Genomic DNA, 13238 nt, shown 5'->3' with positions numbered 1-13238 from the left:
TACGTATTTTAGGTATTTTAAACTAAAATTTGATTATATTTACTTAAATAATAATATTATTTATTTTATTTAATAATTTTATTTTAAAAAAGTATATTCTTATTATCAAAAATCTATATCATCTACAGTAGCAAACCCGATATTATTATTGATCGATATAAACCTTCCACAGCCTTCATTAACAAAAATTGCCGCTACAAGTTTATAGTGATTTCCATTAAAATTTTCACCGAGGCTAACACACAAAAATGCGCTTGAAAAATAATTTCCAACCGTATGAGTTAATCTGTCAAATTCTGGATCTGTTACTGCAAAATCATATTTAATATTGTTATAAATAAAATTTGCCCTACGTTTATTAAAACTATTTAAATAAAGTTGTAAATCAAAAGCTTCTATCAAATAAAGTGAACTATTTACTTTATCTTTTAACCCATTATCATGAACAATATAGTCCAAACTACTTTGCCATAATATTTGAGGGTAATCAAGATAATTTTTTATATCTTGAAATTGTATTTTATATTTTTGCTGCGGGATGTAATCGCATTTAATTAGACAATTTTCAGGCTGCCCGTCAATTGGAGCTTCTTTCTCAAATAAAAATGTTGCGATTTTTAGTGGCTTAAGATCATAAATTCCATAAACATTTTGGATTTTACACTGACTTGCTGTTAGGGCATCACCATTCATAGAACTTACCGGTCTTACCCATTTATTGTCAGCTTTATTTTTACCTGCAACGCAAAAGTTATGGTGTTTAATTGATTTTGCAAATACAATCAAATCCATGCTAAACATTTAAATTCCCTTAATAATCATATTCGGATAAATTTTTTTTAAAAATTCACAAGCCAACCTACGATGACAAAATTCATCAGTTTGTTCACTACACAGTAGGACAGAGTTATTAAAATTTATAGCATCAAGTTTTGTTTTATTTAATCTAATATCCAATAGCTTGTTGTATCTAATCTCATATTCTTGCCAACTTATAATTCCTTTTTTATATCCATCTAAAATTTCTTTTGTTGGGGCAAAATCTGCAATGTATTGATACTTTATATTGTGCACCTTTAGCAAATATGGCAAATGTCTAGAATTTGCAAAGCCTGCAAGTTGAGATGTTGTATTAAGCCTTATATCAAATAAAATTTCTATTTTATTTTTTAGCAAGATAGTAAAAAACTCTTCAGCGGTTTTCCCTGTAAAACCAATATTATAAATTTTAGTTTCCAATGTCGTCACCCATCTTTGTAATTGCATTGTATCCTATTTTATGATTATGAAAATTATATGCTTCTTTTAACTCGTCTTGTATATCATATAACTGCAAATTGTGCCCATCATTTTTTAAATATTTTTTGAGCAAATGGTCCTCCAATTCTTTTTGGCTTATAATGTTATATGCATTAAGTTCGCTATTTTCTTTTATTGTCTTTGTAATGTGATTGATTTGTAAATTTTTATCCTTCAAGCTTAAATATTGCGATATCATTCCAAATCTATGGCAATCAAAAGGATTTAGCTCAGAGCACATCAAAGTAAGGTTGAAGCCTTTAACTATACCGTCCTCCAATCTTTCTATACCCTTTAGAAATGTTTTTTCCAAAAAAACTTTATTGAAATCAACTATGCCTTTTTCATCCAAAACCTTGCTACTATCATACCTTGCTCCAAGCAAATCACCCATAAAAATATAATATATGCCGTTTTGCTTTAATTCTTTTGATATATATTCTTGATTAAACTGGCTTGAAAAATTACTATATGGCATACTACGAACATCGACTAACGCATTAATATTAAATTTTTTTAATATTTCTATAAAAAAATTTACATCGTGAGTAGAGTGTCCGATAGTATACATCTGGTTCATCTACTGACATCCCTCGCATTCGATCGAGCGGTCAGCTACGTCGTTTAGTTTTTCGCTATCTGGTGACTCTGAGCGTAGATAATAAGTTGATTTTAGTCCAAGCTCCCATGCAAGCGTGTAAATTTCACTTAGATATCCGCCGCTTGCTTTGTCTAAACTCATGAATATATTTAGACTTTGACCTTGATCGATCCACTTTTGGCGGATCGCGCCTGCTTTTATAAGAATTCTTTGATCAAGCTCGTAAGCTGGCGTGTAAAACTGCCAAGTATCTGGGCTTAAATTTGGCACGACATTTGGGATCATACCGCTTAGGTTGTGCTCAAACCACTTGCGCTTATAGACTGGCTCGATGGTCTGAGTAGTGCCAACAAGGATCGAGATCGAACTAGTTGGAGCGATCGCCATTAGGTAGCCGTTTCTCATGCCGTCACGCTTGACTTTTTCTCTTAGCTTGTCCCAGTCGCAGACATTTTCATCAAATAGCCCGCCTTTGTCGTTTAAAAGCGCTTTTGCGTTCTCGTTTGCGGTGTCTATCGGCATGATACCTTTGCTCCATTTTGAGCCTTCAAATTTTGGATAGATGCCCTTTTCTACGGCTAAATTTGAGCTAGCGTAGATGGCGTTAAAGCTTATATTTTCCATTATGCTATCAATGAGCGCCAAGTGCTCATAGCTGCCCCATTTTACGTTTTTCTCAGCTAGCATTTGCGCCTCGCCCATGACGCCAAGACCAATCGAGCGAGAGGCTAGGTTTGTGTGTTTTACCTTTTTGTGTGGGTAGAAATTTAGGTCTATAACGTTGTCAAGCATCCTGATAGCTATCGGCACGACACGCTCGATGTCCTCTTTGCTGTTTATCTTGCTTAAATTTATACTTGCAAGGTTGCAAACTGCCGTTTTGCCCTCGATGCTCTCTTTTTCTACGATGAAAATTTGCTTGCCTTTTAGGCTATCAAGCGCGCTAAGCTTTTTGGCTTTTTTAGTTATGCCGCTATCTACGGTAACATCTTCTTCTTCGTCAAATAGCTCCTCGCCGCCATCTTCATAAGTGATCTTGATCTTATAGTAGTTTGGCGCTGTGTTTTGGAAAATTTCGGTGCATAAATTTGAGCTTCTGATGATGCCTTCGTGGTCGTTTGGATTTGCTTTGTTGGCGTTATCTTTAAAGCATAAAAACGGCATGCCCGTTTCAAAATAGCTAGTTAAAATTTTCTTCCAAAGCTCTTTTGCAAGAATGGTGTTTTTCTGGATATTTTCGTCGTTTTCATACTCTAAGTATCTCTTCTCAAACTCCTCGCCATAAAGGTCGCAAAGGTCGCTTACTTGAGCTGGATCAAAAAGGCTCCAGCGGCCATTTTCTTTGACACGCTTCATAAATAGGTCGTTTATCCAAAGCGCAGGGAAAAGCTCGTGTGCGCGGCGTCTCTCTTCGCCTGAGTTTTTACGAAGATCGAGAAAATCGCTCACGTCCATGTGCCAAGGCTCGATATAAACAGCGATCGCGCCCTTTCTAGTGCCTAGCTGATCGACCGCTACTGCGATGTCGTTTGTCACTTTTAAAAATGGGATGATACCGCCAGCTGCGTTTTTGTGCCCGTCGATACTGCCGCCCATCGCACGCACCTTGCTCCAGTCCCAGCCGATACCGCCGCCAAATTTTGAAAGTAGTGCCATCTCTTTGTAGCTATCAAAAATGCCCTCGATATTATCAGGCGTACTGCCTACATAACAGCTGCTTAGCTGGTGACGTGTGGTCCTTGCGTTTGAGAGCGTTGGCGTGGCTAGCATCACTTCAAATTTAGAGATGAGGTCGTAAAATTTCTTTGCCCAGCCTTGGCTGTCTAGCTCGTTTTGCGCAAGAAACATCGCTATCGCCATAAACATGTGCTGTGGCAGCTCAATGGGCATACCACTCTTGTCTTTGATGAGGTAGCGATCATAAAGCGTTTTGATACCAAGGTATGCAAACTGAAGGTCGCGCTCTGGTTTGATGTATGCGTTTAGATCCTCAAGATCGTACTTCTCTTTTAGCCCAGGGATGATGCGACCTACCTTTTCGCCCTTTGCGAGGTAGTCTTTTAGGTGGTTGTAGCCGTTAAAGCCAGTCACTTTGTGATAAAGGTCGAACAAAAATAGCCTCGCAGCAACAAATGTCCAGTTTGGGCGGTCGATGTCGATCTTATCAACTGCTGTTTTTATAAGAGTTTGCTGAATTTCCTCAGTCGTTATCATATCTCTAAACTGAATTTTCGCATCTACCTCAAGCTCGCTAAGACTTACGTTGCTAAGACCTAGGACGGCTTCGTTTGTGTATTTTTTGATCTTGCTGATATCAAGCTCTTCTGTTCTGCCATTACGTTTTATAACTTTCAAAAATATCTCTCCGTGTTAAATTTTAATTTGAGATTTTATCCAAAAAGAGATAAAAACTCTCTTTACCAAAAACTACTCATTAAATATAAAATTTACCGCCAAAATGAGAAAGATAAAGGCTTACTAAAAACTCTTATTTTCTAGTAGGAGAGCGAAAAAAACGTTAAACGTGACGAGCTTTTGGTTAGCTTTACGACTAAAAGTTAAATGCGCCAACATTTCCACTAAATTTTACTGGCGCTTGTAAAAGCTACTTGAAAAGTGCCGCCACCAGCTTATAAATTTTGCGAGCTAAATTTAATGTGGTTTTGTATTAGGGTATTTTACAAGGGGCTAAATTTACCCCTTGCGTTTAAATTTATTTGCCAAAAACTCTGGCGAAAATTCTATCTACATTTTTGGTGTAATAGTTGTAATCAAAGCACTCTTTGATCTCATCTTTGCTAAGGCTCTTAGTTAGGTCCTCGTCGTTTAGTAAATTTTGTAAAAATAGGCTGTGACCTTGCTCGTCGATCGCTTTTTTGCCCTCTTGCAAGTCCGCCCAGACCTTCATGGCGTTGCGTTGAACGATCTTGTAGGCATCCTCTCTAGAAATTCCACGCTGTGGTAGCTGTAAAAGCACGCGCTGTGAAAAGACTAAGCCGCCTGTTAAATTTAAATTTTTCATCATATTTTCTGGATAGACGACTAAATTTGCTATCAAATTTTTGATACGAACCAGCATAAAATCAGCCGTGATAAACATATCTGGCAGGATAAATCTCTCAACCGAGCTGTGGCTGATATCGCGCTCGTGCCAAAGGGCGACGTTTTCAAGAGAAGGCGTGACGTATGAGCGTAGCACCCTGCAAAGGCCGGTGATGTTTTCGCTAAGGACTGGATTGCGTTTATGCGGCATCGCGCTTGAGCCCTTTTGTCCTGGGCTAAAGTACTCCTCTGCCTCATAAACTTCGGTCCTTTGGTAGTGTCTAATGGCAACTGCGATCTTCTCACAAGTAGAGGCTAAGATAGCGATGGCACTCACCACGTGGGCATAGCGGTCGCGCTGGATCACTTGGTTAGAGGCTGGAGCAGCTTTTAGACCTAGCTCTTCGCAAGTTAGCTCTTCAAATTCCATCGGAGCGTGGGCCAAATTTCCCATAGCGCCTGAGAGTTTGCCGTAGCTGATCGTATCTTTTGCATCTTTGATGAGCTTTAGTGCCCTTGCGATCTCGTCGTACCAGATGGCAAGCACAAGGCCAAAAGTTATCGGCTCGCCGTGGATGCCGTGGCTTCTGCCGACCATGAGCGTATGCTTGTGCTCGTTTGCTCTGTTTTTGACCGCCTGCATAAACTCCTCTACGTCGCTGATGATGAGCTCTAGGCTCTCTTTCATCTGAAGCGCGACGGCTGTGTCGATACAGTCGCTTGAGGTCATGCCGTAGTGCACGAACCTGCTCTCATCGCCAAGGCTCTCGCTGACGCTTGTTAAAAATGCGATGACGTCGTGCTTTGTCGTCTTTTCTATCTCGTCGATGCGAGCCACTTCAAATTTAGCGTTTTTGCAAATTTTCTCGCAGTCGCTGTCGCTTATGAAGCCAAGCTTATTCCAAGCTTTAACGGCAGCTTTTTCCACCTTGAGCCAAGCGTCGTATTTTGCTTGTATGCTCCACTTTTCAGCCATCTCTTTGCGTGAGTATCTTTCGACCATTGTTGAACCTTTTGTGTTAGTTTGCTTTTGTCCTGAAAGTATAAATTTGGCTTTTTAAGCCAGAAATCACGTCGTGCAATTTCTCTAAATTTAAGTTTTGATTATATAAAATCCGGGCTGAAATGTCGGTTATACGCTTATAAATTTGGGCTTAAGATAGCTCGCTCGTTTTTTTTAAAGGATCATTTTTGCCCTACGTAAATAAATTTATCATTACTGCAGATCACCAAAAAGCTTATGAAATTTTGTTGCAAAATGGCTTTAATATGAGCCAAACTCAACGCCTCATCGATAAAGGCAGGCTGATATGCGAAGGCAGTGTCGTGAGCGAGAAAAATGCCATTTTGTCTGGTGATGTATTTTTGATCGACTATGAGGCCAAGCCAAAAGGACTAAAGCCGATCTTTGAGTGCGAGAGCTTTGCGGTATTTGACAAGCCAAGTGGGATGCTGAGCCACCCAAATGGCAGACACTGTAAGTACTCGCTAAACGATGAAATTTATACGCTTTTTGGGCGAGAAGCGAGCGTGGCGCATAGGCTGGACTTTGAAACAAGCGGCGTGATAGTTGTGGGAAAAGATAGAAATTCTACGATAAAACTAAAGAAAATCTTTGAAAGTAGAGAGGTTTATAAAAGCTACGTCGCGATGGTACAGGGTAAGATCGAGCGAGAATTTACGATCGATGCTAAGATGGATCTAGCGAACAACTACGACGATGTGAAAATGCGAATGCAAATTTGTGAAAATGGCAAGAGTGCTGTGACTAAAATTTTTCCGATCAGATATTTTGACGATATCGATACAACTTTGGTTCGGGCTATCCCACTCACTGGCAGGCAGCATCAAATTCGGTTGCATTTGTTTCATGTGAAACACAAGATCCTTGGCGAACCACTTTATGGTTTGTCACGTCCGCAGATCGAGAAAATTTTAGACAAAGAGGTGAGCGAGCGTGAGCGGATAAATTTAACCGGAGCAAAAAGGCTCTTACTTCACTCGGACGAAATTTCATTTAAATTTGATGAAATTTTTTACAGAATAAAGAGCAAATTTGATGCAGAGAGTGAGTTTTATAAATTTGCAAAAGAAGCAAATAATCGAACTATCTGAATTTCAAAAACTCTTTCTAGTAAAAATAATCTATAAAAATTTTTCATAATTTTGCTTTTAAATTTGAAATAGAATTTCTATTAAAAGATAGAATTAGATTTTTAGTGTCGCCACATTGTGAATTAAATTTTGGCAATCAACTTTGTGTTTTTGTTTTTCATCCACAAAATTTCACGCCAAATTTTTCAAATTTAATTTTGAAATTTATCTTTCCTCTTTTAAGACTTTCATAATCAAACCAAGTCCAGCGCAAGTAACCAATACTATAAAAACTATCTCAGCGATATCAAGAGCTGTCATTTTTTACTCACGTTAGTTTTATCGTTAGTTGGTTTTTCTTCTGCTTTAGCTGTACTCTTATCGCTAACGTTAGCTCTAAATTTTGGGTTTTCATTTCGCTGTTTTAACTGTCCGCAAGCAGCACTTATATCAAGCCCTTTGCTCTGTCTGATCGTACAAGTGACGCCATGATCCCTTAGATATTCTTGAAATTTTAGCATGCTAGCAAGCTCAGGCCGTCCAAATTCACTACCTTCATGCGGGTTAAAGTAGATCAAATTTACCTTTGCCTTGATACCATGTAGCAGTTTTACCAGCTTTTTTGCGTCACTAACGCTGTCATTTAGGTCTTTGATAACAAGGTATTCAAACATCACACGCTTTCGCATATCGATAGGAAATCCCCTAACAGCATCCATAACAGCCTCGATATTATACGCCTTATTTATCGGCATCAAGCGGCTTCTAAGCTCGTTAGTAACAGCATGTAGCGATATGGCCAGCAAGACACCAAGGTCCATCTCGCCAAGCTTTTTTATCTGACTACCAAGGCCGCTAGTTGAAACGGTTTGACGTCGTGGCGATATGGCTAGACCCTCATTTAGAGCTAAAATTTTGATCGCTTTACTAACGTTAGCAAGGTTATCAAGCGGTTCGCCCATACCCATATAAACGACATTTATGCGCCTCTCGTATGGTATGTTATTCTCTCTTTTTATCCATAAAATTTGCCCTACGATCTCGCCAGCAGTCAAATTTCTAACAAGCCCGCCCTTTGCTGTCAGGCAAAAAGCACAGCCCATTTTGCAGCCAACCTGCGAACTAACACAAACAGTGTAACGAGCATGGCGACTAATCTTACCGTCTTCGTCGCTAATCTCCTCTTTCATCGGTAGCAAAACGCTCTCTATCTTTAGACCATCTTTTAGCTCAAAAAGATACTTGATCGAGCCGTCGCTACTTTGCTCAAATTTCACACATTTTAGAGGATCAAGATAAAATTTCTCAGCCAAATCCTGACGCATATCCTTTGGTAAATTTAGCATTTGACTAAATTCTGTCGCATTTTTTTTGTATACCCACTCATAAATTTGCGTCGCTCTAAAAGAGGGAGAGACCAACTCTTTTAACTCTTCGATGCTAAGATCAAGCAAATTTTTCACATATTTTCCTTTACATATTTTGTTAGTAGCTCTTTGGCCGCAGAGTGATTTTTTATAAAATCAGCATGCGCATTTTCATCACAAAAATTTGTCGCTATAAAAATTCCGTAAGCTGGAATTTTAAAAATTTGAGCCACTTTTAGAACAGAAAAAAACTCCATATTTTCTAAAAAATATCCCTTTTCAAACATCTTATGAGCCAAAATTTTGTCTTTCGTTATGAAATTTGACGAATTTGTTTTGATAGTTCCACGTGAAACAATAGAAGAAATTTCACACTCGATGGGCGAGTAAGATCTATTTTCTATGCTAGAAATTTCAATATTTGCCCCAACCGAGCTTTCATAAATTTGCAAAATTTCACCATCTTTATATAGACCTGCCGAACCAACAAAAACTATCTTTTCTGGCATCTGATATAAATTTGGCTCAGGATTTTTTGATAAATTTTGGCATAAATTTTGCAGCTCTGGGTTTGATGAGTTTGCAAATTTAGCCTCGATCTTTGCAAGATAATGTGGGTCAATATTCTTTAAATTTATACTCTTTTCATCTGCTCCCATGCACGATCTTTTTTGCAAAAACTTTGTCAAATTTATCGCCATATCGACTAGCCCCACCCCCATAGGCAAGGCAAAGTCAAAAATTTCATTTTTTCCAGCCGAGATAACTAACATCAAAGCCTAACCTCAACGCCATTTGCTTTGAGATACTCTTTTAGCTTTTTTATCTCGATCTCGCCAAAGTGAAATATCGAAGCAGCAAGGCACGCATCAGCCCCAGCTTCAAAAGCCTCTTTAAAATGCTCCATCTTGCCAGCGCCACCGCTTGCGATAGTCGGTATAGAGAGCGCACTAAATATCTTTGTTAGCTCCAGACTAAAGCCCTGCTTGACGCCGTCGTTGTCCATAGACGTTAGCAATATCTCCCCTGCTCCACGCGACTCGACCTCTTTTGCCCAAGCAAAGGCATCTTTTTTGGTATCGATCCTGCCGCCATTTATAAAAACGCTATAACCATTTTCGATCTTTTTGGCATCGATCGCCACAACGACACATTGCGAGCCAAATTTCTTAGCCGCTTCGTCGATCAAATTTGGATCTTTTATCACCGATGAGTTTAGGCTCACCTTGTCGCAGCCCGCATTTAAAAGGCGCGAGATATCATCTATCGTGCGTATGCCACCGCCAACGGTTAGCGGTATAAAAAGCTTGCTTGCGACCTTTTTTACTACATCAACTATCGTATCACGACCAAGGTGAGAGGCTGTGATATCCAAAAAACAAAGCTCATCAGCGCCCTCGTCGTTGTATCTTTTAGCTATCTCGACTGGGTCTCCAGCATCGACAAGTCCAACAAAATTTACACCTTTTACAACCCTGCCGTCTTTTACGTCGAGGCATGGGATTATGCGTTTTGCAAAATGATTCAAATTTATCCTTTGTCTATCTTTCTAGCTGCCACCTCAAAGTAAGGCAAACTAGCCCAATTTTCTCGGTTTCCAACTATATAAATAACCTCTTTTGCCCTTGTTAGCGCCACATTTAGCAGATTTGGTTTGCTAGCAGCCCACGCTCTAGCGCCCTTTGTAGCTCCACCTAACACAAATACGATAACATCAGCCTCTTTGCCCTGCATCGTGTGGATAGTGCCAGTACCTTTTAAATTTCTACAAACATCTTTAAATGGCGTTATTATCCTGATGTTATTTTTCTCATCAGCTAGCTCGCCTGCCAAGAGCTCTTTAACCACCTCGCCCTCGGCTTTGTTGTAGTTTCCTATCCACTCCTCGCTTCTAACATCTATCCACTTTGTTTGCACGTTAGTGTTTACAAATTTACTAGCTGCACTTCTGCCAAGTATCATCATATCATCGTATGTAGTCTCGTTTGATATCTCAAACATAGGGTTAGCGCACCTTCTATGCACGATCAGTGGTGAGCCGACCCAGATACTCTCGCCGCTACCTTTTATATATGTGCCGATATTCTGCACCTTGTCGGCTCTTAGTTGCACAGAGGATTTAAGCAAGTTAAACTCCTCTTTTACCTCGCAGTAGCTAAGTATCGCGTTATTTAAACTGACAGGTAGCGTTACGACTGGCTCAAGCTGAAGCGGGTCGCCAACTACCACAGCCATCTTTGAGCGAAGCAAGGCGCCTAACGCGTTAGTTAAATTTGCCTGCCCTGCTTCGTCTATCAAAAGCATGCCTATATCGCCATTTAAAAGCTCTTTAAAGGTGTTATTAAACGAGGCAAAAGTTGAGCTAACAACAGGCGTTAGCAAGAAGAGCCCCTTGATGATCTCGCGTCTATGCTTTGCCTCTAAGCCATTTTTCTCAGCCATCTTTTCATCGTTAAAGATAACGCTAAGGGCACGTAAATTTGTCCTAACAGCCTCTTTACAAGCAAAAATGGCAGCTTTGTGCAAATTTAGCGCCTCTTTGAAAAGCTCTATCCTAGCCTTAAAAAGCTTTGTCTTGTGAAATTTCTGGTCTATGCCAAACTCCATCATAAATGGCATACTCTTTTGCATTTCGTCATTACTCTCGCTGAAGCTGCCGTTTAGAAAGATATCTAGCTCCTCGCTCCTGCCAAGTATCTTTTGACGTCTAGCAAAGTCGCTTTTTAGCCTTTTGTAGAGATTTATCTTAGTGCCAAGCTCTGCTGCCCTGCTCTCAAGCACTGCTATCTCGCTTTTTAGCTCATTTAGCCTTGCTTCGTTTTTCTCTTTGCTCTCGCCATTTTGCTTGCTAGCTTTTAAATTTTGCTCGGCTATCTGGCGGTTTATCTCGCCAACCTTTAACGCTTCGTCATTATACTTTTCAAAGGCCTCTGTCTTAAAAATCTGCTGAAAGAGAAAAAATGGCGGCTTTTCTGGCGTGCTTAAATACTCCTGCAAAGCTTCATTTTGACTAACAAGTCTTGTTAGCTCCTCTGCCTCCGCCTTTTTATCCCCCAGCTTAGCCAAAATTTCATCATGCTCGTCCTCTAAAGGCTCTAAAAGCTCCTCTATCTGCTTGGCCGAGTAGTAGCTCTCAAGCCTCCTATCGACATCAGCTAGCTCACTTTTTAGGCTCTTTAGCTCCTCTTCTTTGATCCTGATCTCACTAAAAAGCAAATTTACCTCATGAAGTGCAAGGTTAAATTTCTCCTTTGCCACGTCAAAGTCATCTACGCCCTCGCCCACTACAAGGTACTTGCCAAGCCCCATCAAAAAGCCATCTTGCTCCAAAAACTCGCCGTATTCGCTTGCGATCTTGTCAAACTGGCTGTGAGTAGCCTCGATCTTTACGCCGTTAATTGCGTTAAAAACAAAATTTGACTTGTTTTGCTTTGATCCAAGCGCCACGCAAAATAGCCCCCAAGCTGGCTTTGAGATAAAGGACTTCTCGCCAAATTCACTCTTTTCATCAGCCGAGAGCAGCCTTGTGGCTATAAATTTAAAATAATCAATCTCGCCCGCATAATCCCCTATGCTCTTTAACTGGCTTAGCTCCTTGCTCAAAATCTCAACCGCGCCGTTGTTACAAGAGCTAACGACCATCTCGTAGCCTTGAAGCTCGTCATTTAGCCTAAAATAAAGCGCCTTTTCGTCGCTGTCATAGACTGGCTTAAAGATATCGTGTCTGCTCATTTGCGCGAGCTTCATCGCCCTAAGCGTGACAACCTCAGCCATCACGTCCTTTAAAAGCGTCGTTTTCCCAGTGCCTGGAGCGCCATTTACACTATAAATTCCACCATTTCCGTCTTTAAATTTCTCTATTATATTGTTTAGAGCCATTTGCTGTGAGAAATTTAAGGCAAAGTCACTTGCAAAGGCCGATCTAGGGTAGTGCTCAGCCTTAAAAAAGTCCCTTACCACCCTTTGATTTAGCTCGTCTCTAACATCAAGCCTCTCAAATTTATTCTCACTGCCCTCGTCTAAAAACTGATCCGTTAGCTCGTGCGTCCTGCCTGACTCGTAAAATTTGATAAGCAAATTTATATCATCTATAAAAAAGCTATTTAAAAGGCCGTCCATATCTTTAAAATTTGGATCAGCGATCCTTACTTCAAGCCTGATCACATCTTTACAAAATGGCGTCTTTAGCGAGCTTTTTAGCTCCTCGTGCATCGCTTTTACATAGTCGCTAAGCCTCATTTTCTCTTTGTGGATAGAAATTTTATCCTTGATGTGCTCGCACTCTTTGTTAAAGTCGTTTTGGCTGATCTCTTTTAGGTGGTTTAGACGCACCATCGCCCAAGGAGCCGTTGGGATAAAGAGCTCATTTGATGAGTTTGGCGTGAAAAATGGGCTTAGCTCATCATCTAAATTTGCATCTTTTAAAGCAAAACTTTGCTCATTTTTGCAAAATACTAGATCGCCAGAGAGCTTAAGCTTATAACAAAATGCCTTTTCAAAGCTAGTTTGCTCAGAGCGTAGCTCCTCTAAAATTTGCTCTTTTTCAAATTTTACCTTTGCTAGCTTTGATATCGCAAGGGCGAGTAAGTCAGTCTCAAAAATGCCGCCGTAAATCGAAATTTCTACACCATTTTTTAAAAGTGACCTATCAAATGCTCTTAAAATTTGCATAAATTTCTCATCGAAACTTGCGATCTCAAGGTCCATTGATTTTTTAAATTTGCTATTTGTCTTTTTTGGCTCGTCTAAGGTTTTTGGCTCTAAATATTGTGATAATAAAAAGTATTTTAAGGTATTTGCCCTACTCAAATTTGCGCCTTATTTTGTTGTTATTT

The 13238-nt window shown here is 39.8% G+C and carries 10 protein-coding genes; 1 reads left to right on the top strand and 9 read right to left on the bottom strand.

Features of this window, described 5'->3' with window-relative positions; translation table 11 throughout:
- Window positions 1-105: 105 nt before the first annotated feature.
- The 5 genes from F3G98_RS08345 to purB all read right to left on the bottom strand — a co-directional run bounded on the left by F3G98_RS08345 (window position 106) and on the right by purB (window position 5945).
- Window positions 106-801 carry a dual OB domain-containing protein gene (locus F3G98_RS08345; protein WP_149726012.1) on the bottom strand — a complete coding sequence of 232 codons (696 nt, stop codon included), beginning with the start codon at window positions 799-801 and terminating at the stop codon, window positions 106-108.
- Complete coding sequence (locus F3G98_RS08340; RefSeq protein WP_223231330.1) at window positions 802-1239, bottom strand: DUF488 domain-containing protein; 438 nt, start codon at window positions 1237-1239, stop codon at window positions 802-804.
- Window positions 1229-1879, bottom strand: coding sequence for a DUF488 domain-containing protein (locus F3G98_RS08335; RefSeq protein WP_103643761.1), 651 nt, complete (start codon window positions 1877-1879; stop codon window positions 1229-1231). Before F3G98_RS08335 ends, F3G98_RS08340 begins: the two co-directional genes overlap by 11 nt.
- Window positions 1880-4255: a ribonucleoside-diphosphate reductase subunit alpha gene (locus tag F3G98_RS08330; RefSeq protein ID WP_103612628.1), complete on the bottom strand. Its 2376-nt coding sequence runs from the start codon at window positions 4253-4255 to the stop codon at window positions 1880-1882.
- Between the two features lie 358 nt (window positions 4256-4613).
- Window positions 4614-5945 carry an adenylosuccinate lyase gene (purB, locus tag F3G98_RS08325; protein WP_103608753.1) on the bottom strand — a complete coding sequence of 444 codons (1332 nt, stop codon included), beginning with the start codon at window positions 5943-5945 and terminating at the stop codon, window positions 4614-4616.
- A gap of 188 nt (window positions 5946-6133) precedes the next feature.
- Between purB and F3G98_RS08320 the strand changes: the two genes are divergently transcribed.
- Window positions 6134-7057, top strand: coding sequence for a pseudouridine synthase family protein (locus F3G98_RS08320; RefSeq protein ID WP_149726010.1), 924 nt, complete (start codon window positions 6134-6136; stop codon window positions 7055-7057).
- 296 nt (window positions 7058-7353) lie between these two features.
- Here the strand turns inward: F3G98_RS08320 and rlmN are convergent, their stop codons facing one another.
- From rlmN to F3G98_RS08300, 4 genes are read right to left on the bottom strand one after another with little or no spacing between them, the layout of a single operon-like run.
- Window positions 7354-8499 (bottom strand): dual-specificity RNA methyltransferase RlmN, encoded by a 1146-nt coding sequence (gene rlmN / locus F3G98_RS08315; protein WP_103608751.1) that lies wholly within the window; start codon window positions 8497-8499, stop codon window positions 7354-7356.
- Window positions 8496-9176: a purine-nucleoside phosphorylase gene (locus tag F3G98_RS08310; RefSeq protein WP_103608750.1), complete on the bottom strand. Its 681-nt coding sequence runs from the start codon at window positions 9174-9176 to the stop codon at window positions 8496-8498. The genes rlmN and F3G98_RS08310 overlap by 4 nt, the downstream gene beginning before the upstream one ends.
- On the bottom strand, window positions 9176-9931 hold the full coding sequence (hisF, locus tag F3G98_RS08305; RefSeq protein ID WP_103608749.1) for an imidazole glycerol phosphate synthase subunit HisF: 756 nt from the start codon (window positions 9929-9931) through the stop codon (window positions 9176-9178). The genes F3G98_RS08310 and hisF overlap by 1 nt, the downstream gene beginning before the upstream one ends.
- 2 nt (window positions 9932-9933) lie before the next feature.
- Complete coding sequence (locus tag F3G98_RS08300) at window positions 9934-13212, bottom strand: DEAD/DEAH box helicase (protein ID WP_103643039.1); 3279 nt, start codon at window positions 13210-13212, stop codon at window positions 9934-9936.
- Window positions 13213-13238 lie beyond the last annotated feature (26 nt).

This window comes from Campylobacter concisus (assembly GCF_902460895.1).
GTDB classification, from domain to species: domain Bacteria; phylum Campylobacterota; class Campylobacteria; order Campylobacterales; family Campylobacteraceae; genus Campylobacter_A; species Campylobacter_A concisus_BC.
Note: the sequence above shows the minus strand (reverse complement) of the source record. Positions and strands in the feature narration are given on the sequence as shown.

What these genes read in the sequence shown, in the direction of transcription:
- F3G98_RS08335 (WP_103643761.1), bottom strand. Translation starts at nt 1,879, where the DNA reads ATGAACCAGATGTATACTATCGGACACTCTACTCACGATGTAAATTTT.
- F3G98_RS08310 (WP_103608750.1), bottom strand. Translation starts at nt 9,176, where the DNA reads ATGTTAGTTATCTCGGCTGGAAAAAATGAAATTTTTGACTTTGCCTTG.
- F3G98_RS08345 (WP_149726012.1), bottom strand. Translation starts at nt 801, where the DNA reads ATGTTTAGCATGGATTTGATTGTATTTGCAAAATCAATTAAACACCAT.
- purB (WP_103608753.1), bottom strand. Translation starts at nt 5,945, where the DNA reads ATGGTCGAAAGATACTCACGCAAAGAGATGGCTGAAAAGTGGAGCATA.